Raw genomic sequence first — 23,760 nt, 5'->3', positions numbered from 1 at the left:
TTTCTCTTTTCAACTTTCTTTATCCCCTATAGCCTTAATATACAGTCCTTCTTACTCCTAACATGATAGTAAGGTGTTTATGGCTGCTTCTTGTATCCTGCTTGGTGGTGTTAACTATCTAGCGTTAAAAAATTCCTGCTATACTAATAACATCAATTAATTCATGCAAAAAATTTACATTTCAAAAGTCGCTCAACTGCGAAAACAAAAAAATCTGACTCAGCGCCAACTAGCTGATTTAGTTGGTGTTGACCCCTCAACTGTTCGTAACTGGGAGCGAGATCGAGGAGGGATAGAAACCTTCGTGAAACTAGCCAAACTATGTAAAACACTAGATTGCACTATTGAAGATTTGTTTGAAGCGCAAAGGGTCAAGGAGGATGATTAACTTTTTACCTGTTAATTTTATTACTTGTATCATTGCTTATCAACTAGAGCGATTGTCCTTCCTACAGTTCTGGAGGCGATGCTTGCGGCGTACCCCTTCGGGGAAGCAAGCTACGCGGAGCGTCTCGTTCGCGAAGCGTCTCGAAGAGAATAGAGCGAAGCTATCGCTTGTGATCACCTTTAAAAGAGTTCCGGGGGGAATCGCCAAACCCCTGAATATGCACAGGTTATGGCATTTTACTAGGGTATATGAAAGATAACCCTAGTAAAAATAGGGAACAGTTAGAGATATCCCCTAGTAAAAATCGCCGACGAAAGGGCGATGGCAATGGGTTTATTTATTGGCGCACCATCACCAAAAAAGGTAAAGATTACCAACAGGCTTATTATCACTGGAAAGAAAACGGTCAAAAAAAGACTAGATACATACCCAAAAAATTACTGGGGGATATTCAAGAAGCTGAGGCTGCTAAACTTCCAGTCCAAGAAATTCTGCTTCTTTTAGGCATTTCTGTAACTCCTAGTAATCAAAGCCCTAGCAATTTACTAGGGGATATCCAGTTAAGCCCTAGTAATTCCGATATCTCCCCTAGTAATAACAGCCCTAGTAATTTACTAGGGGATATCCAGTTAAGCCCTAGTAATTCTGGTATCTCCCCTAGTAATAACAGCCCTAGTAATTTACTAGGGGATATCCAGTTAAGCCCTAGTAATTCTGGTATCTCCCCTAGTAATAACAGCCCTAGTAATTTACTAGGGGATATCCCATTAAGCTCTAGTAATTCTGATATCTCCCCTAGTAATAACAGCCCTAGTAATTTACTAGGGGATATCCAGTTAAGCCCTAGTAATTCTGGTATCTCCCCTAGTAATAACAGCCCTAGTAAAATGCGACGGCATAAAGGAGAAGGTAGCGGTAACATCCACTGGCGCACAATTACCAAAAAAGGCAAGGATTATCCACAGGCTTATTATCATTTTGAGTTTTGGACTCAAGGCGATCGCTTAGTAAAATCTTCCAAGTACATTCCTAAGCGGTTAATACATCGAGTTGAACAGTTAGAGCAAGAAAAAGCACCCGTTAAAGAAATTTTGCAAGTCTTGGGTGTAGAATTGTAAGCATTCAGCCGTTAACCTTAACCATTTGGAATATAAAGTGGCAGCAAGACATGACGCATGGACATTTCCACTTCTAGATTTGCTCTATCTCCATCAGGAACTAACATAGCCGGATGATCCGATTGCTGTAAGTGCATTTTGATACTTGAACTAGGAATAGCTTTAGCAGCTTCTATCAAATACTTGAGATTAAACTGGATATTCAACATCATTTCTGTTGGTAAATTAGCAACAATCACCTGATCACCTTTGCCAAATTCTCGTTCAATAGATAACCGTAACTGCTGTAAACTGCCATCAAACTGCAAATAAATTCCTTTCTCTTTCTTATCTGTTAACACAGATAACCGTTCCAGTGCTTTAACTAACGGTGCTTTTTCTAAAATTACTTCTTTCTCAAAGCTGAATTTAGTTAATAACTGCTCACAATCAGGATAAATTCCTTCCAGAACTTGACAGCTAAGAACGACATCTTGCCAAGCAAAACCCAAGCGATTACTTTGGGCATCATACAGCAGATTAATAGATTCCACATTATCATTTAAATTACGGGCTATTTCTCTCACCACACGACCAGGCAGAGTAAATTGCATAATTTCCGCAGATGGCACTTGTTGAGATTGAACTTGTTGACATGAAACTTGTTGACGAGGTTTTCTGCCAATTCGGTGAGTGAAAAGTTCAGTAATAGCAACTCGATGACCATCAGTACCAATAAACTTTAATTTCTCCTGTGCCAGTTGGAGATGAACTCCAGTCAAGATATATTTATTTTCATCAGTGCTGACTGCATAAATCACACCTTTCAAACCATCTTTGAAAATTGTTGTTGCTAAAGACACAGGAGTAGCATCAATTATGTTAGTAGGTGGGAATTCTTCAGCACTAATGCCTCTAATTTCATACTTACCATCAGCATCAGATAAGCATAGAGAGCAGATTTTTGTTTGTTGCTTATCATCATCACTAGATTGAGTAATTTGAGTAATTTGAGTAATTTGAGTTTGACTATTCAGAGAAATAGTACCATTAGGGCAATGCTTAACTATCTCCAATAAAATTTGCACTGGTACAGTAATTTCACCCTTTAATAACACTTGGGCTGCAAAACTTGCTTGAATTGTTAATGCTATATCTGTGACAGTTAGATGTATCTGTTGTGTTTCCACATCTGCAATTATGAGAACATTGGCAAGAATAGGATGACTAGGTTTAGCTGGGGTAGCACAATTCACTAAAAAGAGGGCATCGTAAAATTTAGCTTGTTCACATATTACCTCCATGCCTAATTCTCTGGGTATTGGAGGGTTTAACTTTGATTTAGACTTTTTTTGCTTATTCCGCTTCTTTTCGATGGGTTCAGTTGGAGTATCAGGGTTTGCAGATGTAGATTTCTTATTTTTAACTTCAGGTATTTTTGTGATATTTGTTGATACTTCATTGTCTATTTCAGGATTAGCAACACTTGTTTGTTTTGTCTGCTTTGCAGTCTTTATCTTTTGTCTTGGTGCTGTTTGAGTCATAATCATTTATCTCTGTTTGCGTCATTACTAAAAAGGTGACTGCGGTAGCAGAAATAAAAGTTGTGAATGTGTGAATCAATTTTATTGTTGAACCCCTTTATTGTTGAACCCCTTGATTTATCCTTGAAAATAGGAAAAGTGTAAACACTTACTAATGATAAAAAAATGGATATAGCGGTAGTTGCTCATTGAAAAATTGATGCTGCTTATGCAACAAGACTTTTAGAGGATATTTTTGTACCTGATGGCATACCGCTATAATATTTTTATTGTCTGATTGAAAAATGCAGACAATTATCATCCAGTTTCAAGGATTTCCGGTTCTACCGTTCCCCTGGAGATCAAACATCCTTTTGATATATCCAAAACCATTGGTTTACATGAGTTTAATCTAAATTCTATTTAAGTTGAGCTAATTAGCCGCTTATAGATTACCGGATTACCAAAATTCTTTGTCTAGCCCGTGAACTAGACACATAATACAACCGATTAAACTCCTTAATTTTAGCTAGGACTGCTTTACTATCATCTCCGCGTTCTCGATTCAGTCGCTTACTCAAATCTTGACCATCAATACCCGCTTCCAAGAAAGTGCTACCTTGACTATTGTGAACAGTTAATGCAAAACAGTTTCTGATATTAGCAAACTGCTCTAAATGTTTATAGTATTGCTTCCAGAGAAAGGGATTACGCTTGGCACTTTTAAGTAAACGTTGCGTTTCTTGTTTAAATCGTTTCTCTTCATCTTTGTGTAAAACGTAGATTTGACGCACAATTCCCTCATCTGTTTCTACCTTTAACCTCCAAGTATCATAGTTGTTATAACGGTCTCCAAACACATCTAAAACAGTAAATTCTGTAGATGTGGAAAGAATGGCAGTTTTCCCATCAGGAGCCATGATTGGGTCTTTAGTAATTAATCGTTCTCCAGAGACAAATCTATTGGCATTTCCACCATATAAACATCTACGAATCTGCTGATTATAAAAATCAACTTGAGCATTCGTCCAAGACAAAATGCGGAAACTATCTGGATTATGAGCAAATTGTTGAGATATCTTTTTGTAGGCATAGCGCAGTAAAGTTTGCCGTTTAACCATCAGCGCACCGTTACTTTTATCAGGTAGATATTTAGAAAATGGTGCAAATGGCAGTTTACTTTTAGTCACTGCATAACGAGAAGCCGTGACAAACTCCAGCAACGGACTATCAATTCCTTGGCGGACAACTTGAGTTAATACTGCTTTATTTGCTACTTGAAAACTAGGGGATTTTCCTTCATTAACTGGATTTAATTGGGCAGGATCGCCCATGAGAATAATTTTGATTTTTGTCCAGGTAGATGATTGATTAGCCACATTTTCAATCCAGCACCACAGTTGTTTACCAATCATGGAACATTCATCAATAAAGACAACATCAAATAAGTTGATGTAACAGGGTCCTATTTGGTCAAGTATTTTCTCTTTACCTCTAGTCACCATTCCTAGTCCTAGTAATTGGTGAATTGTAAAGAACTCTACGCCAGTTACTCCGTTTTCTGCCGCCATTCGTTGCAGGACACCTACAGCTTTATTCGTAGGTGCAGTCAAGACAACTCGTTTACCTGTAGCCACGAGAACTTTAACGAGTTGGAAAACTATTGTTGATTTACCGGTGCCGGCATATCCTACTAACAGAAATAAAGCAGCCGTGACAGTTGGTTGTACAAAAGTCCACATTTTATCTAAGGCTTTTTGCTGCTGTTGGGTAAATTGAAATGGAAAAGGATTTGTGGTCAGAAAAGTAGGAAGAGTTTGGAGCATAATCGCGGCATTAATTCCATTAATTGATCCATTCAATGCAGCGGTAGCTGTTGGTTTTGGTTCACCACAAAACCACACTCCTTTTAGTATCAAAAACCTGTGGAAGCGGTGGAAAATAATTATTTGTCAAAATTCATGATTTTCTGAGATAATATTATCGTCCGGCTTCAATAGTTATCATGAGTGACTACCCCAAGCATTGGAAAGAACTAGCCAAAACCATCAAGGAAAAATCCGGTTGGTGTTGTCAAAAATGCGGTCGTGTTTGCTTACGTCCTGGTGAGAAACCTCACACTACTAAACCACGGGCATATAATTTACAGGTTCACCACTGGAATAGAGACCCTGCTGATAATAGACCTGAAAACTTGATACCTTTATGTACTGCGTGTCACCTTAGTTACCATAGAGGTGGCAAGGGTAATGTTTCTGTGGGGCAGTTGACGTTGTTTGATATTTCCAAATTTTAGCGATGATCAAACGTTGTAGGTAGGTAGATGTTTGATAAAACCTGACTGAGCTTGCTTATGCCGCTCATAAGCGAAATGTAAAATTACACTTACGTAACTATTGTTAAAATTAAATGTGCTGTATCAAGACTAATAACATTATATATATTTTATACAGCATCATATACTTTTATTCGGCAATGTTGCATGACACATAGCGTATATACTAAAATTAAAGCAGTTTAATAAAACATTTACTCTATAGCTAACATATATAAATCCTATTTAACAGGATATATACATAATTAGACATTTATCAAATTTGTCAATACTAGACAAGACGCTAGAAAAAGATTATGCTGAAAATCCGCCAGTTTGACATAACGTCAATTATGTCAATCTCAAATTCCTAGGAAATAGAACAAAGGTACTAGCAAGATGGACGCTTTAACTGTTGCACAACCAAATGAAATTAACCAGTATGCAAATAAATCTATTGATGTATTACTTAATATGTGGCTACATGGCAAGAGTCAAGCTACTCAGGACAGTTATAAGCGTATTGCTAACAAATTTTTAATAGCGATAGATAAGCCACTGGTTAATGTTGGCTTAGATGATTTACAGCAGTGGGTAGATTCTTTAAGTTCTAATGACAATACTAAAAAAACTTATAGCCATATTATTAAGAGTTTAATTAGCTTTATATATGAGTTAGGGTTGATTAAGTATAACGTTGGTAAACCCCTAAAAACTCCTAAACCTAAAGACGCTTTAACAGAACGGATACTAACGGAACAGGAAATTACTATCCTGATTCACAGTGAGAACAATACCAGGAATAAACTGATATTAAAGATGTTGTACTACTGCGGGTTACGTGCTACTGAGTTAAGCGGGTTAACTTGGGGGGATTTATCAGAACGTGGTGATGAGAACGGTCAAGCCACTATATATGGTAAAGGTTCTAAAACCCGTGTGGTGATTATTCCCAGTAACTTATATAAGGAATTGGAACAGTTACGGGGTGATGCTGGTAAAGCCGAGCCAGTGTTTAAAAGTAGACAGGGTAACGGTTTTTTGACCCGTGCTATGGTGTGGGAGATAGTCAAAAAAGCTGCTAAGAGGATTGGACTTGACAATCCTAGTCCCCACTGGTTACGTCACGGACACGCTTCACACTCATTAGATAGAGGCGCACCTATTCACCTGGTTTCACAAAGCTTAGGTCACGCTTCTGTTGCTACTACTTCACGGTATTTACACGCTAAACCTAGTGATTGTAGTAGTTTGTATTTGGGGTAAGCTTTGAGAGGCAATAGTTGTAAAGTTTTGTAAACGTAACCTCTACAACTATTGCCCCATTTTGCACATACCCTGGTTGCACCCCTTGTATTCGCACTAAACATTTATCTCTATCTCTCTAGAAAATTAAAACTCATCGAAAGAGTTTATGTGCCAATTCCCTTAGAAACCTTGGAGTATCTCCATAGCCTTTGCCGCAGGTTTCTTTACCTTTTCTGTATTCCCAAACAACACCAGGAAAATTTGTTTGGGGATTGTCGTTGTAATCTCCAAAATAATATTTCTTGTCAGTACCAGGCACTCGAAAGAATATCCCAGAAGGTTGCATACAATCAAGAAGACTCAAACCTCCAGTAATAAAAGATGCTTCTTCAGGTGATATATCCGCTAAGAGTGGTTTTAAATCTTTCATAACCTTATCCTTGATTTATTTAAGTTATAAAATTACATATTAAATACAGAAATTTATATAATCTCTATCAGGAGTTATATTTAAGCAAATAAAATATTTTGGTATGGATGTAAATCTAGCCAGTTGTATTTGAAGCGGTGAAAGAGTGTTGATAATTAGCTTTTTAGGGGGGGTATGCTATAGCACTCTATTGGCAACTGGCGAGGGAGTGGGAAAATTATCGTTGAAGTTCTGTCCCGTTATCCCTGTTGATGTTTTTATTAAACCGTTAATAGTAAAAACTTGGTTGCCAAATTGCCGATTTTTGAACAGCTTACTGATAAAAAAATTAAAAACCAATAGCAGAAACCTTGATTTCGTTGACTACAGGGGTGAAAGGTTGTGTTTGCGTGATGGTTTCCATCAGAGAGGAAGGCATTTTTCTTCAACTTATCATTCGCCCCACGACAGAATCAGGCTTTTGGGCTTTTTCATAATTTCTGCTTATATTAGTAAGTTTGTTTTACTTATACACTTATTTCTATACTCAGGTCTATACTGTTGTAAGTAGCACAGGATGGTATTCTCGTGAAGACTATTACATAAGCTTTTGCTCTTCCACTTATCTCTGAAGAAGCATTATTAAGGATTAATGAGGTTAAAATAGTAAAAATGTTTTCAGCCTCTTGCCAGTAAAAATTCCAAATCAGGATTACAAATGGAAGCGGTTTTGGTATCCCCGTTCGCAGTCAGATAGCATCAACCTGGCCTGTGGTGGTTATTTGTGTGACCCGGAAGCTGAGTGGGGACGTTTTTATAATCCACATCTAGTAACGTTTGAAGCTATATCAGATTTTCCTTGTTTAGCACTCTTGGGGGAGCCAGGAATTGGCAAAAGCCGTGTTTTAGAAACATCTATCAGTAAAATTCAACAGCAAGGTAGTCAAGTACTTTATCTAGATCTTCGTTCTTTTGGAGATGAAAACAGATTAGTTCAAGAATTATTTAATAGTCAAAAATTTAATCAATGGTTGAAAGGCACTCATAAATTACATATTTTTTTGGATAGTTTTGATGAATGCTTACTACGTATAGATACATTAGCAACTCTCTTGGTTGATAAATTTAAAGATTATCGTAATAAAATCCAGCGTTTAAATTTGCGTATTGCCTGCCGAGCAGCAGTTTGGCCAGTCGTTTTGGAGAAAGGGTTAAAGGATATTTGGGGTGAAGATAATGTAGAAATTTATAAACTTGCTTCGCTTCGCTCTATAGATGTTAGTCAGGCAGCAAGAATTGAAGGTATCAACGATATTGAAAATTTTCTACAAGAAATTAAGAATAGGAATCTTGTGCTTTTAGCAATTCAGCCCATTACACTAAAATTTCTGTTTCATACCTATCATAACTACAACAATCAATTTCCTTCTGAGGAAAGGCTACATAAACTTTATTTTGAAGGATGTCGCTGGCTCTGTGATGAATGGAATCCAAATCGTATTTCATCAAAAAAATTAAAAGGAACTCTTACTTCAAAAGAACGGTTAATTATTGCAGCCAGACTTGCAGCTATAACCATTTTTTGTAATAAATTTGTTATCTCGGTTGGTTTTCGGAGTGATGTTACAGATGATGCTCTACTTATTGAGGAGATATGCCAGGGAACAGAAAGCATTGATGGTAGAGAGATCGAAATCAAACAAGAAACTATCGAAGAGGTTTTAGGCACTAGTTTATTCTCATCTCGTGATGGGTTAAGTCGTATAGGATGGGCGCACCAAACTTATGCTGAATTTTTGGCTGCATGGTATTTGGTTCATCATGAAATACCTTTACATCAAGCCATGAAATTAATTTTTGTACCTGAAGATGCTGAAAATAAGTTAACACCAAAACTTCATGAGACAGCATCATGGTTAGCCAGTATGAGAAATGATGTTCTCCAGGAAATTATAAAAACAGATCCTGATGTGTTGTTGCGAAGTGACATACCCACAGACGAACATATTCGAGAAGCAATAGTTGATAACTTGCTCAAACAATATGAACAGGAAAAGCTGATCGATTTAGATGGCGACAACTACCAAAGATATGAGAAGCTTAAGCATTCTAATTTATCTAGGCAATTACGCCCATATATTCAGGATTCTAGTAAGTCAATTCATGCTAGAGATGTAGCGATAGATATTGCTGAAGTTTGTGATGTACATGAACTTCAAGAGGAGTTAGTCAACCTGGTACTTGATTTCTCTCAACCAATTTATCTTAGAGTTAGCGCAGCAAAAGCAATTAGTAAACTTGGTAATGCAAGTACAAGATTACAGTTAAAGCCGCTAGTATTTAAGCAACTTTTAGAAGATGAGTATGATCAACTGAAAGGTTATGTTTTGAGAGGACTTTGGCCAGACAATTTGACAGCCGAGGAATTGTTTAATAACATAACTACACCTAAGAAGAGCAACTTTACAGGAGCTTACCGAATATTTCTTGACTATGAACTTGTACTAAAACTCCAGTCAAGGAATTTAGTAGTTGCTCTCAATTGGGTTGCAAAGCAAGGTTTAAGATGCACTGGACACCCATTTGAAAGGCTTGCAAATGAGATACTCTTAAAAGCTTGCCAACATTGGGAATTGCCTAACATAGTAGAAAATTTTACTAAGATAGCTCTAATACAATGGAGAGAATATCAAAAAGTAATTACTATTGATAATGAACTGAAAAACCAATTTAAAATATCAATTATTAATGATGTTCATAGCCGTCATAAACTAATCAAGCAGGCAGTTCAGATAGTTGCAAAATCAAACATAGACCCCTACTTTTTAGTAAGTTGTCTAAAAAAAGAAAATATTTTTCTAAAAGAAGATATTTTCTGGATGCTGAATGAATATTGCTCATCTATATCACAGGCACTTAGAAAAACATGGGTAATATTAATTGATTGGAATTATAATCGTAATAACAAAGAAGAAAAAAAAGCAATTATTAAGATTGCTAAAAATGACGATTTTTTTCGTAACCATATAAAATCATATACATTAAAAACTAAAATAATATTTTTAAATAGATATTTGCTCAATTTATACATAAAAATACAAAATTTATTTAAAAATACATTTAAATATTTCATAAAAATTCTTGATTTACCAAGAAAGAAAATTCTTGCATTACTGAAGCAGGTAGAATCAGAAGAAATATTAGCTTGGTGGCAAATCATTCAAGAAATGCATTTTAATTCAGATAGTCAATCCTATGAGCAAGATTTTGAATCAGATTTGACTAAACTTTTCGGATGGCAGAAAGCTAATACAAAAACTCGTGAAAGAATTATTAATGCTGCTAAAAAATACATTGAATTATACAACCAATTAAACAATATTTTCATAAATACAGGCATATTTCAATACCCTGAATCATCAGGTTTTAAAGCTTTGTTATTGCTTTTAATAGAAAATCCAGAAAAATTAAAAACTCTACCATCTGATGTTTGGCAAAGATGGACACCTGTTATTGTTTGTTATCCTTACAATAGCGAAAAGGAACAATACTATACGAAGTTAGCGAAGTGGGCATATATGAAAGCTCCCAGTGAAACCTTAAATACATTGCTGTCTATTATTAATAGAGAGAATAATAAAGACAACCCCATACTCACTTTTAATAGGTTTCAGGAATGCTGGGATGAGCGTTTCAAAGCTACTGTTTTGGATAAAGCTAAGGATACAGCAATTAAACCGCAATGTTTGAGTCAGTTACTTGAAGAACTGTTAAAGCATGAATCGAATGAGGCTAGAAAGTTTGCTCAATCACTTATTTCTATTCCCCTGCCTATAGAAGAAAAAGAATATCAGAAAGCAATCTTCGCCGCTAAGGAATTAGTCGGATGTACAGAACCTGTTAGTTGGGAGATTGTTTGGTCAGCTATTCAGCAAGATACAAACTTTGGGCGGGAAGTATTTGAAGAAGTTGCTAACCGCTACTCGCATGGTGTCTATTTGCCCATAACAGAAAAGCATCTGGCTGACCTATATATCTGGCTAGTACAACAATATCCTCATGCTGAAGATATTGATCACAGCAATGAAGTTATTGCTCACTTTGTAGGAGTTAGAGAAAGCATTGCTGGTTTTAGAGATAGCGTATTAACACAACTTAGAGAAACTGGTACATCTCAGGCGTGTATGGAGATTGAGCGGATCACTGAACAGTTCCCCTCTTTAACGTGGCTTAAAAGAACGTTATTGAGTGCCAAAAAAGTTATGCGACGCATAACTTGGCAACCACTTCAACCAGAACAGATTCTCCAGATTGTGAATAAAAAGGAGTTACATAAAACAATTCTAATCTTGGCTTCAAATTCAGTTAATAAGACAGAATTACGCCTTGATAAAGAGATGCGTGAAATTCAGGCCGCGTTACGTCGCTCTCAGAAGCAAAACCAGTTCAAACTAGAGCAGATATTGGCTGTTCGGACTAGTGATTTACGTCGTTCTTTATTAGATTTTAATCCACAAATAGTGCATTTTTGTGGACATGGGTCTGGCGATGAAGGACTGGTATTACAAGATGAGGATGGCCAACCAAAGTTAATAAGTACAGATGCTCTAGTGAATTTATTTAAAGAATGTGCTGAACACGTCGAATGTGTTATTTTCAATGCTTACTATTCTGAAGTACAAGCGAAGGAAATTGTTAAATATAGTGACTATGTGATTGGGATGAGTGATACATTGGCAGATAGTGCTGCAATAGAATTCGCTCAAGGATTTTATGACGCTCTTGGAGCAGGAAATTCTATTGAAAGTGCTTATAACATGGGATGTAATGCAATTCAGTTAAAGAACATTCCACAACATTTGACTCCAAAATTATTTAAGAAACAATCTAGCTAATGAGGTAAATATCTATGACTAAACAAATTTATGCTCTACTTGTTGGTATTGACAGCTACCATCCTGATTCAAGAGGAGTGAGTTCTTTAAAGGGTTGTCTTAATGATATCGAATCAATAGAAACTTATTTGCGTAAACGAATTGCTACTGAGTGGGAATGGGAATTAGTTGAAACCTCAGAAGTTCCTTGGAAACTGACAAACGAATTAGCAACACGTCAGGCAATTATTGACGGGTTTCAGAAACACCTATGCAATGCTGACAGTGAAGATGTAGTATTGTTTTATTATGCTGGTCATGGTTCTTATGAATCAGCACCGGAAGTATTTTGGGCTATAGAATCAGACCGGAAAATTGAAACCTTAGTTTGCTATGATAGCCGTACTGAAGGAGGTCAAGACTTAGCAGATAAGGAATTAAACTACTTGATTGAACAGGTAGCCAAGAAGAATCCACATATCCTTATTATTTTGGATTGTTGTCACTCTGGCACAGCTACTAGAAACCCAGAAGTAACTGAACGTCAAACGTCTGCGAATGGACGAGTAAGAGACTTAAAAGATTTTATTTTTCCTCAAGATTGGCTGAATTATCGCTTAAGTAATAATTATAAGTTACCAAGACATATTGCGATCGCTGCTTGTCGTTCCCATCAAACTGCAAAAGAGTACACAGGTGAAAATGGTAAACGACGTGGGGTTTTTTCTTACTTTCTAACTCAGGCATTACAGCGCAATAATAGCAGTTTATCCTATGCAGATTTAGTCCAAGATATTAATGCCTTGATAACTGGTAAAGTTAATGAGCAATCACCACAAATAGAAGCACCACCAGAAGATTTAAGACAAAGTTTTTTGGCTGGGGCTGTAGGTGAACGCGCAAATTACTTTACCCTAACTTATGACAGCGAAACATATCATAGTTGGGTCATTAACGCTGGTGTTTTACATGGTATTCGCCAAACTTCTGAAGGGGAAACTTTATTGGCAGTTTTCCAGCAGGGAAGTACACCAGAGGAGTTACGTCAAATTTCAAATGCAATTTGTCGAGCTAATGTTACTCAGGTATTGACAGAAGTTAGTAAAGTTGAATTAAGCGGTGATAATACTAATTTATCTGAAGAAGTACCTTATTGGGCAGTTGTAACAGATGTACCATTACCAAAGTTAAAAGTATATTTTCAAGGTGATGAGGCAGGGATAGAACTTGCTCGTCAAGCACTTTTAACAACTGATCCAAATAAACCTTCTTTGTTTGTTCGGGAAGTAGAATCATCTCAGGATACAAATTATTATTTAGAAGCTACTAATGGTCAATACTGGATTAGACAAGTTGCTGATCAATGTCCATTAGTTGCACAAGTTCCAGAAATACCAGATACACAAGGATACACTCGACAAAACGCAAACATAATTATTAAGCGTTTAGAACATATTGCGCGTTGGACGAATATTTTAGAATTGAAAACTCCACCTACCAGTCAAATTAAAGCTGGGGATGTGGAGATGGAAGTTATTGTTACTTCTGGAGATAAAGAATATTCCTCAAAACAAGAAACTTCAGAGCTACGTGGGGAATACACTTTTAAAAATAACAAGTGGGATTCACCATGGATAGAAATAAAAGTTACAAATAATAGCGAACAATACCTTTATTTTCAGGTAGTAGAACTTGCGGGAGATTACGCAATAGATATTCCTGAATTTTTTATAGAAAGAGGCAGTTTACGTTTACCGCCAAGAGGCAGTGAAGGTGCAAATGTTGAAGGTAGAAGATTAAAACTAGTAATTCCGAGAGATTATTTAAATAAGGGGATTACTGAATACAATACTATTTTCAAGTTAATTATTAGCACTAGAGATTTCAATGCAAGTTTGCTCCAGCAACCAGGACTTGATTATCCACCTTCTATCAATCGTTCTGGAAGATTATCAGGCGCTCTCAACCGTTTAATGAATAACGTATATACTCGTCAAACGGAGCCAGATGAAGACGAATATATTGATAACTGGATGACTCAAGAAGTTAAAATCACCCTAGTAAAACCACCTGGTGGAATAGAAATAAAGGAGTCTGAGTCTATCACTTTATTCACTGGTGTTGAACTCCAAGGGCATTCAGATTTAAAGGGAAAATTTAGTTTGACCCCCTTACCTCCAATTAGTAGGGATGTTAACAGTAATTTAATCCCACCTATTTTTTTACAAAGCCAAACTCTTGTTCAAAGAAACGGCGGCAGAAATCTGACTGAACCATACAATTTTAACATAACTCGCAGCCCTGGTTTGTTTAACATCTTGGAAATTGTTGATTTGCAAAACCACGAAAGTGTCACACCAAACAATCCCATTAAATTGGTAGTTGATAAATCACTAGCATCAGACGAACATATATTACCAATTGCTTATGATGGTGAGTTTTTCATACCTGTGGGTAAAGCTAAGGAAGTAAATGGAAAGACAGAAATTACATTAGAACGCTTACCTGAACCAACAATAGATAGTCGCAGTTTACAAGGTTCAATTAAGATACTATTCCAAAAACTACTGTCCCCAATATTTAAAAAAGAATTTACCTATCCACTTGTGAGAATTGCTGAAGTATCATCAAATGGGCGTGTGTATTATCAAGACAATAAACAATTCATTAAAAGCAAAGTTGATGAATCCAAGAAAATTTTACTCTTTATTCATGGCATCATAGGTGATACCGAAAGTTTAGTAACTAGTGTCCAAGAGGCAACATTTACAGAAAATGGACAACAGAAAACTCTACGAGATAAATATGATTTAGTTCTCACCTGCGACTATGAAAATCTGCATACGACAATCGAAGAAAACGCTAGATTACTTAGACAAAGATTAGAAGAGATTGGTTTAGGAGCAAACCACGGTAAACAACTACATATTGTTGCCCATTCTATGGGTGGCTTAGTATCTCGTACTTTTATTGAAAGGGAGGGCGGAAATCAAATTGCCCAACACTTAGTGATGTTAGGTACACCCAATGCTGGTTCTCCCTGGCCTTCTATCCAAGATTGGGCATTTACAGCCCTTGGTATTGGATTGAATCAAATGTCTTCTCTGGCTTGGCCTACAATAGTTATTGCTGGATTGGTCTCTTTTCTGGAAGCAAGTGATAACGCTTTAGACCAAATGAACCCGCAAAGTTCTTTTATTCAAAGCATAGCCACAAATCCTGACCCCAATGTGCAGTATACAATCATTGCTGGCGATCGCTCAATTCGTCCAGAAGCATTAGAAACTGAACCTGGAAAACAATCCAGTCAGATACAGCGACTTATGCAGAAACTGTTTGGCTCATCTGTAGATCGCGTAGTGGATATGGTATTTTTAAAACAACCCAACGATATAGCTGTGACACTGGAAAGTATTAAAAGTGTAAATGCAAACCGCACTCCTGAGCCAATTATGTTACCAGATGCCGCTTGTGATCATCTCACCTACTTTACCAGCAAACCTGGTTTAGATGCATTGATAAAAGCACTCTGTGTGACTTTGACCATAAGTTGACTGGAGCGATCACATTGCAACCCATTTCGTAAGCATCTTCATACGACAACCAGCCCCGAATGCGTCATAAAAGCAAACTAAAAATTTAATGTTGCTGCCTCGGTTGGCATAGAGCTTATTAAGTGTTGAGCAATTATAGTTAATCTATTTATAACAGAGGAGGCATAATCTTAGATTAATTCCCTGATTGGGTTGTTTGCATAACCGCTCGAAAAGGGGGATTAAGAGTTTAATGGCTAAAAAGTAGCATATATGTCTCATTACTCCTTAGACTTTGAGAGAATTGCATTTTGAGACATAAAAAGAGACATAATAAAGGTCTGTCTCAGAAAGTAGACTTTTTGAGACTAGTTATATGGATGCTATTATCCATCTGTTTACCAAGTTATGAGTCTACATTTTCCCTATTCCCCCTTTTTGAGGGTTTATATACCTGATTTGAATGCAGATTGTGAGCAATGTCAAAAAAATCCTACTTTTAGCGGCAAATCCCCAAAATACAGCACGGCTACGTCTGGATAAGGAAGTAGAAGAAATTCGTACAACACTACAGCTATCCGCAAATCGAGATCGCTTTGTAATTGAGGTTAGAGGTGCTGTACGTCCTGATGATTTACAGCAGTATATGTACAATCTCAAGCCGCAGATCGTGCATTTTTCGGGGCATGGGGGTGGTGAGTATGGATTAGCTTTTGAGGATGAAAGCGGGGCGGAGCAGCCAGTCAGTACTGATGCTTTGGCGAAGTTGTTTCAGATGTTTGCGAGTGAAATTACGTGTGTGGTACTGAATGCCTGCTACGCATCGGTACAGGCTGAGGCGATTGCCCAGTATATCCCCTACGTGGTGGGGATGAATCAGGCAATCGGTGATGAAGCAGCACGACAGTTTGCTCAGGGTTTTTATAGGGCGATTTGGGATGATCGCTCAATTGATGATGCCTTTGCATCGGGGGTGAATGCCATCGCCTTAGATGGCATTCCAGAAGAATTGACCCCTGTATTGCTGAGGCGATCGGACTTGGTGCCAACACAATCAGCAGCCAGCAGTGTAAGTTTAGAATCTCCTGATGGGCAGGTGAGGGTTGATTCCAGTTTTTATATCCATTCTTCCTATGAGGAACGCTGCTACGCAGAAGTTAATAAGCCTGGATCATTGATTCGGATTAAATCGCCCCACAATATGGGCAAATCTTCGCTGATGGTACGGGTGCTTGCTTATGCTAATCAGTTGGGATATCGCACAGTGACTTTGAATTTGGAGCAGGCAAACCAGAAATTCTTTAATGATCTTGACAAATATATGCAGTGGTTTTGCGCTTCTGTAGGCAAGCCGTTAGGGATCAGAATCAAGATTGAGGAATATTGGGATGATATTTTTGGCGCAAATGACAACAGTACGGATTACTTCGAGAAATATTTGTTAGATGATACGGAACCACCCTTGGTGGTGGCAATCGATAATTTCGATCGCGTGTTTAAATATCCTGATATTGAAACAGATTTTTGTGGTTTGTTACGCGGTTGGCACGAGCGATCGCGCAGTAATCAATTATGGGGTAAACTTCGCTTCGTGATTGTCTACTCCCAGGAACCATACTTGCAAAAGGATATTAACCAATCACCCTTTAATGTGGGTTTGCCAATTGAGTTGGGGGAGTTTACCGCCGCCCAGGTGCAGGAGTTGGTGAAGTTGCACGGACTGGATTGGTCTGAGCAATTTGTCAAGCAGTTCATGGATCTGATTGGTGGGCATCCTTATTTAGTGCGAACGGCACTGTATCACATAGCAGCGGGTGATCTGACTTTAGAGGAGTTTTTGAGAACTGCACCAACGGAAGCTGGCATTTACAGCGACTATCTGCTGGGACATCTCAAGTCGCTAGAAGACTATCCTACATTAGGAGCAGCGATGAAAACCGTTGTCACGTCAGATGTTCCCGTGCGCCTACGCTCTGAGGAAGCCTTCAAATTGGATAGCATGGGTTTGGTCGTGCGGGTAGAGAATAATGTCCAGCCCCGATGCCAATTGTATCGTCAATATTTTCGCGATCGCTTAGGAGTTTAGCGGATGACTACCCCACCTGAACCGCAACCCGCCAATCATAGCGCCCAATTTAGCTACCAAGTGGGCGGCAGTTTGCCCATTGATAACCCTGCCTATGTAGAGCGACAGGCAGATCGGGAACTGTATGAACGTTTAAAAGCAGGTGAGTATTGTTTTGTGTTTAACTCGCGACAGATGGGCAAGTCAAGTTTGCGAGTACGGGCGATGCAAAAGTTGCAGCAGGATGGGGTTGCCTGTGCGGTGATCGATCCACAAACGCGGGGTACGACTTTGCGCGAGGATCAATGGTATGCAGGGACTATCAAGCGGTTGATTGGCGACCTCCACCTAGAAGATAAGATAAATTTTCCGGGGTGGTGGAAAGAACTAGATGCTCAATCGATTTCTGTGGTTGAGCGTTTTTATGAGTTCATCGACCAGATTTTGCTACCACAAACCACCCATAGCATCGTTATTTTTGTGGAAGAGGTTGATAATCTCCTCAGCCTCAAGTTTGATACCGATGGATTTTTCATTCTGATTCGTTCGTTATATGAAAGGCGGGCAGAAAAGCCAGATTATAAACGCCTGACGTTTGCTTTCTTGGGCGTAGCAACACCTTCTGACCTCATTCGCAGTAGGCGGAGTTCTTCGTTTAATATCGGTCATGCAGTGGAAATGAGCGGGTTTCAAGTGGCTGAGACGGAACCGCTACAACAAGGTTTACTAGGTAGGGTCAGCGATCCGCAGGCAGTAATGCAGTCTGTGTTGATATGGACAGGAGGACAACCATTTTTGACCCAGAAGGTTTTGAATTTGGTTGCCCAGCAAATCAATTCGTCGCTGTCGCCGCAGGAGTTGGTAGAGCAAGTTGTCTGTGCCAAAGTTATCGACAATTGGGAAACCCAGGATGTACCGCCACACCTCAAGACAATTCGTGACAGAATTTTGCAAAGTGACGAACAGGGGCGAGGGCGTTTGCTGGGGCTATATCAGCAAGTTTTAGATCAAGGAGGCATTGCTGCTGATGAAAGTTATGAGCAAATGCAACTGCGCTTAACTGGCTTGGTAGTCAAACAGGACGGCAAGCTCAATGTCTACAATCCCATTTATGCGGCGGTATTTAACCAACAATGGGTAGATCGGGCATTGGCAGATTTGCGTCCGTCTTTTTATGCAGAAGCAATGAAAGCGTGGCAGGAATCCGATGAGCAAAAAGAGTCATTTCTACTGCGGGGACAGGCGCTAGAAGATGCCGAAGCCTGGGCAAAGGGTAAACGGCTCAGTGATGAAGATGATAGATTTTTGCGAGAAAGTCGGGAGGTAGAAAAGCAAGAAACCGACCGCAAACTAGAAGCGGAACGTCTAGCACGGGAGACAGCAGAACAGGCAAATCAGATCCTTTCTGAGGCGGAGCAGACAGCGAAGCGGAAAGTGAGAGTTGGTTCGATAATTTTGGCAGGGACACTAGTAGTTGCAGGGGTGGCAAGTGTCTGGGCAGGAATATCTGTGAGAAAGGCAAATGTTAAGGTTGCCAATACACAACAAAAAGCAAAAGAATTAACGGACAAGGCAAGTCAGAGCGTTAATGAGGCAAATATTAAGGTTGCTAATACAGAGGAAGAAGCAAAAAATCGAACGAAAAAGGCAAATGAGGATGTGCGACTAGCTCGTGAGAAGTTAGGGAAAATAACTAAACAGGCAAATACTGACAAGGAAACAGCCACAAAAAGTCTGATTGAGGCACAAGCCAAGCAGAAGGAAGCAAATAGGAAAGTTGAGGAAGCTAAAGAGGATCTGGCAGCAGCGAAGGCAGAGCTTAAAAATGTAGACCGACAGTCGCAAGAAAAGGTGGCAGCAGCACAGGCAAAAGTAGCGGATGCAGAAGCTAAGGTAGCACAAGCAATTCAACTGCGCGAAAAAGCTGAAAAAGAAGCTAGGGAAGCTCAAGACAATACGAGACTTGCACTGCAAGGTAATGCACTAGAGCAGTCAGGAATTGTTGGATTGCAACAGTTTGATTCTGAAGAATTGAACTCTTTAATAAAGTCCATGAGAAGTGCGAGAAATCTAGAAAATTTAGTTAAGAATGGCACCTCTTTAGAAAATTACCCAGCGTTTAGCCCCTTATTTGCATTACAAAAAATACTGGACAAAATTTTTGAAGTAAACCAACTTACAGGACATCAGGGTTGGGTTAGGGGCATTCGCTTTAGTCCAAATGGAAAGCTTATAGTCACTTCTGGTTCGGATGGTACAGTCCGGATTTGGGATTATTTAGGGAAACAGAAAACCGAATTTAAGGCTCACCGGGGTAGTATTTTAAGTGTAAACTTTAGTCCAGATAGTCAACTGATTGCAACAGGATCAGATGATGGAATGGTTCGGATTTGGAATTTATTAGGAGAGATGTTATCTGAATATAAACATCAAAATGTTATTCGTGATGTTGTTTTTAGTCCTGATAGTAAATTCATTGTTACTGGAGGTGAGGATGGTGATATTAATTTGTGGAGTTTGCAAAAAAAGCAAAAGATAAAAAAATGGAGGGGAGAACAGCGTGCGATTTATAGTCTAAGTATTAGTTCAGATGGTCAATACATCGCTACAGCAGGAGAGGATGGGACCGCTAAACTTTGGAATTTAGCAGGACAAAATGTGTCTGGATTTAAAAGTCCCAATGGTAGCTTTCGTAGTATAAGCTTTAGTCCCGACGGAAAGTTATTGGCTACAGCAGGCGATGATGGTAGAGGAAGACTGTGGAATCTATCCGGTGAACAACTTACAGAATTTAAAGGTCATGTAGGATGGATTAGAGATATAAGTTTTAGTCCCGATGGAAAGTTATTAGCTACAGCAGGTGATGATGGCAAGGTGAAACTTTTCCATCTATCAGGCGAGCAGTTAATAGAATTCAAGGGACATCAAGGAGGGGTATTAAGTGTAAGATTCAGCCCAAATAAAAAACTTCTGGCTACAACAGGTACAGATAGTAATGCTAAAGTTTGGAGTTTAGCAGGAAAGCAACTTAACCCAGATGTTCTTTATTCTACTAGACCATTTTTGAAAAATATAGAAGGTGAAAGTAGTAATCAATGTTTTTCTTTATATGCACCTGGATTATATCCAGAGCGAGTTTCTTCTTCACTTTTTGAAGATAATCAAGTTGGAAGAATATCATTTGAGAATCGAACAAATAGACTTATTAAAGTTAAGCTCTACCATCCAGATACTCCTGGAATAGCATTTGGAGAATACCCTGTAGAAGCGAAAGCTACCTGGATTTTTCCTCCAGAAGGGGAAGATTATGGTTTTGGTAGCGATTGGGGTATTCAGGCAGATAATTCTAAAATCTGTATTCTTGGGCGAATTTCTAACTGGAATCTTTCTAGTAACAGCAATATTCCACATATCTTCAAAACTTCATCAAACAGATTTTCGTTAGGAGATTCTTTTGAAAATCAGAATATAGTTAGCAGTATATCTTTTAATCCAAGTGGTCAAATTCTGGCTACTGGTGAACTCAATGGTTGGGCAAGGCTCTGGGATATTTCAAGAAAAGAATTAATTCGATGGAAAGCGAATAATTATGGTGGGATGCTCAACATAACTTTTAGTCCAGACGGAAAGTATGTTGCTACAGCAATACCAGGTGGTGGTAGAGCTATAATTTGGAATTTATCAGGTAAGCAGATTTTTCAGTATAACAATACATATTACATAAGCTTTAGTCCTGATAATCGCTATTTTGCTACAGTAGTTCCAGCCAGTAATACCGAACTTAGTAAAGTGCAGATTTGGAATTGGCAGAATTCATCTCAAAAACAGCCGCTAAAAGAATGGCCGCTATCTCAATCAAAAGATGGAGATATTGGAGTTTATAGCATGAACTTCAGCCAAGATGGGCAGAAAATACTTGTTGCGGGTACTTTGCAGGTAAATCGATACAGTATTGTGGATAGCCCAGTTCAACTTAGAGATATTTCAGGTAAGATGCTGGCTGAATTTAAGGGACATCGGGGGGGAGTACTCAGTGCTAACTTTAGTCCTGATCAAAAACAGGTTTTGACGGGAGGAATGGATGGTACAGTTAGGCTTTGGAATTTATCAGGTGTTCAACAGAGTCAGTGGAAAGCTCATAAGGGATGGGTGAGAAGTGTCATCTTTATTGATAACCAACGTATTGCTACAGTAGGAGATGATGGACTGGTAAAACTGTGGAGTCGTTCAGGACAACAATTAGCTGAGTTTGCTGGTCATAAGGGAAAAATCAGTAGCATCACCTTCAGAGCAGTTGATCAGACCCTTGTTACAGCAGGTTATGACGGTACAGTAAGAATTTGGCATATTGACAACCTAAGCGAACTACTAAAGAAGGGTTGCGACTGGCTGCATGACTATCTCTCCACCCATCCTAATATTACAGAGAGCGATCGCAAAATATGCCCTAATGTGAAGCGTTAAAAGTTGCTCCATTACTTACAAAGAAAATCCCTGACTTTGTGTTCTTTCCTGCTGCCTTTCCTCCTTGGGGTCAAGCCTAGTATGTTAATTCTGTGTATTTTTGGAGGGATTGTCCAGAAAATTATTGGTGTTACCGTAGTTTATACCGAAAACATCTGTTCCAGGCACTTTCTCATAAAAATAGGGCGGCACATTTTGTGCATGAAGTCTTATGGGATAAGAGATTCAGAATTAACACACTAGGTCAAGCCGGGATAAAGGTAAAATGGGACACGATGTAAAGTTTTGTAAACGCAATGCTCAAAACTATTGATTTTTCGTTCTTTACTCATTGCTTTAATACTTTCCCAATTTGAAAGTATCACTAAAAATAATCATTAACGGAAAATTTTAATCTAGGGGAGGTATAAAAAGTAGATTTTGCTCTGCAAAATTTCAATTGCTCCTCTATCATTTATGGAGAAATTAGTAAATTAATAAAGCACATTCTAAAACATTTATTTACATCGTGTCCCATTTTACCTTTATCCCGGCTTGACCCCCAATTGACCTCTCAAGAATATTGAATGGGTGTAATTTTAAGTTTTCAGTCATTCTGAGGAAAATGAAATTTTTGGTGAGGGGGCTAAAATTTGCTTCTAGCATCAAAATGACAATTGCTGCCAGTTTTCTAACATCAGTACCCTAGCATCAGATCGCCGCGTTGGTAGTGGATTATCAATTGGATATTGTCTCACTGAAAAAACCTGCGATGGCTTGCTATCGTAATACGCTGGGTCCCATATTTCCATAAGGGTTTCTCCCTGCATCGACTCCGCGTAGAAGATACCATAAAGAACTGGAACGTTTCCAAAGGCTATTAATAACGTTGAAGAAATGCTCTGCCATACCAATTGCAGATTATCTATTAGCTTCTGTATGAAATCAACACATTTTTTCCCTAGCCACTTAATCAGGTCATCAAAAAGTTCACCTAAAAATGTAAAAAGACCATCCAATCGAACACTTTGAACAGTTATACCTAGAACTTCTTTTAGCTTTCCAGCCTTAAAGAGAAACTTGAGACGTTTAAATCCATTTTTAGAGCCTTTTAAGATTAGCTTTACACTTCCAGCCTTAACTTCTTGCAAAGTTAAAGATATATCACCTGAAACTTGACTTAAATGGGCAACAATTGCTTCTACAAGTGGCTTATTAATTTCATCAATCGTAGCACTCAAGATAAGAACATACTTAGTTGATTTAGAATTTTTCTCTATAAAATTATTCTTTTTAATATGAAAAATTGGAGTTAAGTGTTCTGAGATGGTAGCTAATTGCATTTCAACACAGGCTATTTTGAAAGAATCTTCAAATGAGCGCCCTGCACCTAGAGCTTTATAAAAACCTGACGCAAATGTGATTGCAGCTTCATCTCCGATAGCTTGATTCATACCAATCACAAAAGAAATGTGTTCAACAATTGCTTTCGCTTGAACTTCTGAGTAGCATGCATTCAAAAATACGCAGTTTACTTGTTCAGCTACTAACTCAAATAAACTTGCGAGTGCATTGGGTTGTACTGGCTGATTTTTTCCTGAAATATCCTCAAAGCAAAGTTCTCCAGTGCTTTTACCATGCCCAGAGAAATGAATAATCTGTGGCTCAACATCAAAAATTGCCTGAGAGATATCTCCTGGTCGCACAGATTCACGAGATTCTAGTAAAAAGCGATCCCGATATTTAGAGCGTTGTAACGTTTCCCGAATATCTCGTAATTCTTTCCCTAATTGTAACTTAACAAAATCACTAGGATTAGCTGCTAGAAACAAAATCTTGATTTTATCCATTGGTTAGTCTACTCAA

12 protein-coding genes are annotated in these 23,760 nt (G+C 38.3%); 8 read left to right on the top strand and 4 right to left on the bottom strand.

Annotated features, from left to right (window positions below; all coding sequences use genetic code 11):
• Nucleotides 1-163 precede the first annotated feature (163 nt).
• Together A9Y75_RS24355 and A9Y75_RS24345 are read left to right on the top strand one after the other, a co-directional pair.
• Nucleotides 164-388, top strand: a complete 225-nt coding sequence (locus A9Y75_RS24355; RefSeq protein ID WP_071192238.1) for a helix-turn-helix transcriptional regulator — start codon at nt 164-166, stop codon at nt 386-388.
• 248 nt (nt 389-636) lie between these two features.
• Nucleotides 637-1,506: a hypothetical protein gene (locus tag A9Y75_RS24345; protein ID WP_071192234.1), complete on the top strand. Its 870-nt coding sequence runs from the start codon at nt 637-639 to the stop codon at nt 1,504-1,506.
• A gap of 17 nt (nt 1,507-1,523) precedes the next feature.
• Here A9Y75_RS24345 and dnaN read toward each other — a convergent pair whose 3' ends face one another.
• Together dnaN and A9Y75_RS24335 are read right to left on the bottom strand one after the other, a co-directional pair.
• A complete protein-coding gene (gene dnaN / locus A9Y75_RS24340) occupies nt 1,524-3,029 on the bottom strand; it encodes a DNA polymerase III subunit beta (protein ID WP_236721519.1) in 1,506 nt (501 codons plus the stop codon).
• A gap of 431 nt (nt 3,030-3,460) precedes the next feature.
• Entirely contained in the window at nt 3,461-4,927 is a 1,467-nt protein-coding gene (locus A9Y75_RS24335) for an AAA family ATPase (RefSeq protein ID WP_236721518.1), read from the bottom strand.
• Nucleotides 4,928-5,013: 86 nt separating this feature from the next.
• Here A9Y75_RS24335 and A9Y75_RS24330 point away from each other — a divergent pair, with 86 nt between their 5' ends.
• Both A9Y75_RS24330 and A9Y75_RS24325 read left to right on the top strand, forming a co-directional pair.
• On the top strand, nt 5,014-5,304 hold the full coding sequence (locus A9Y75_RS24330) for an HNH endonuclease (RefSeq protein ID WP_071192227.1): 291 nt from the start codon (nt 5,014-5,016) through the stop codon (nt 5,302-5,304).
• Nucleotides 5,305-5,721: 417 nt separating this feature from the next.
• Nucleotides 5,722-6,588 carry a tyrosine-type recombinase/integrase gene (locus A9Y75_RS24325; RefSeq protein WP_071192225.1) on the top strand — a complete coding sequence of 289 codons (867 nt, stop codon included), beginning with the start codon at nt 5,722-5,724 and terminating at the stop codon, nt 6,586-6,588.
• A gap of 133 nt (nt 6,589-6,721) precedes the next feature.
• Here A9Y75_RS24325 and A9Y75_RS24320 read toward each other — a convergent pair whose 3' ends face one another.
• Nucleotides 6,722-7,000 carry a hypothetical protein gene (locus A9Y75_RS24320; RefSeq protein ID WP_071192223.1) on the bottom strand — a complete coding sequence of 93 codons (279 nt, stop codon included), beginning with the start codon at nt 6,998-7,000 and terminating at the stop codon, nt 6,722-6,724.
• A 665-nt stretch (nt 7,001-7,665) separates the two neighbouring features.
• Here A9Y75_RS24320 and A9Y75_RS29930 point away from each other — a divergent pair.
• The 4 genes from A9Y75_RS29930 to A9Y75_RS24300 all read left to right on the top strand — a co-directional run bounded on the left by A9Y75_RS29930 (nt 7,666) and on the right by A9Y75_RS24300 (nt 21,915).
• Nucleotides 7,666-11,874, top strand: a complete 4,209-nt coding sequence (locus tag A9Y75_RS29930) for a hypothetical protein (RefSeq protein WP_071192221.1) — start codon at nt 7,666-7,668, stop codon at nt 11,872-11,874.
• A 14-nt stretch (nt 11,875-11,888) separates the two neighbouring features.
• Nucleotides 11,889-15,407, top strand: a complete 3,519-nt coding sequence (locus A9Y75_RS24310; protein WP_071192219.1) for a caspase family protein — start codon at nt 11,889-11,891, stop codon at nt 15,405-15,407.
• A gap of 451 nt (nt 15,408-15,858) precedes the next feature.
• Nucleotides 15,859-17,472, top strand: coding sequence for an AAA-like domain-containing protein (locus tag A9Y75_RS24305; protein ID WP_236721517.1), 1,614 nt, complete (start codon nt 15,859-15,861; stop codon nt 17,470-17,472).
• A gap of 3 nt (nt 17,473-17,475) precedes the next feature.
• Nucleotides 17,476-21,915 (top strand): AAA-like domain-containing protein, encoded by a 4,440-nt coding sequence (locus A9Y75_RS24300; protein ID WP_071192214.1) that lies wholly within the window; start codon nt 17,476-17,478, stop codon nt 21,913-21,915.
• A gap of 644 nt (nt 21,916-22,559) precedes the next feature.
• On the opposite strand, the gene A9Y75_RS28000 is transcribed toward A9Y75_RS24300, so the two are convergent.
• Nucleotides 22,560-23,744 (bottom strand): CHAT domain-containing protein, encoded by a 1,185-nt coding sequence (locus A9Y75_RS28000; RefSeq protein WP_143046498.1) that lies wholly within the window; start codon nt 23,742-23,744, stop codon nt 22,560-22,562.
• Nucleotides 23,745-23,760 lie beyond the last annotated feature (16 nt).

The sequence above is a fragment of the Trichormus sp. NMC-1 genome (assembly GCF_001858025.1).
Taxonomy (GTDB): Bacteria; Cyanobacteriota; Cyanobacteriia; order Cyanobacteriales; family Nostocaceae; genus Anabaena.
The sequence above is the reverse complement of the archived record's forward strand: the minus strand, read 5'-3'. Positions and strand labels throughout refer to the sequence as shown.

What these genes read in the sequence shown, in the direction of transcription:
- A9Y75_RS24355 (WP_071192238.1), top strand. Translation starts at nt 164, where the DNA reads ATGCAAAAAATTTACATTTCAAAAGTCGCTCAACTGCGAAAACAAAAA.
- A9Y75_RS24345 (WP_071192234.1), top strand. Translation starts at nt 637, where the DNA reads ATGAAAGATAACCCTAGTAAAAATAGGGAACAGTTAGAGATATCCCCT.
- dnaN (WP_236721519.1), bottom strand. Translation starts at nt 3,029, where the DNA reads ATGACTCAAACAGCACCAAGACAAAAGATAAAGACTGCAAAGCAGACA.
- A9Y75_RS24330 (WP_071192227.1), top strand. Translation starts at nt 5,014, where the DNA reads ATGAGTGACTACCCCAAGCATTGGAAAGAACTAGCCAAAACCATCAAG.
- A9Y75_RS24325 (WP_071192225.1), top strand. Translation starts at nt 5,722, where the DNA reads ATGGACGCTTTAACTGTTGCACAACCAAATGAAATTAACCAGTATGCA.
- A9Y75_RS24320 (WP_071192223.1), bottom strand. Translation starts at nt 7,000, where the DNA reads ATGAAAGATTTAAAACCACTCTTAGCGGATATATCACCTGAAGAAGCA.
- A9Y75_RS24310 (WP_071192219.1), top strand. Translation starts at nt 11,889, where the DNA reads ATGACTAAACAAATTTATGCTCTACTTGTTGGTATTGACAGCTACCAT.
- A9Y75_RS24300 (WP_071192214.1), top strand. Translation starts at nt 17,476, where the DNA reads ATGACTACCCCACCTGAACCGCAACCCGCCAATCATAGCGCCCAATTT.
- A9Y75_RS28000 (WP_143046498.1), bottom strand. Translation starts at nt 23,744, where the DNA reads ATGGATAAAATCAAGATTTTGTTTCTAGCAGCTAATCCTAGTGATTTT.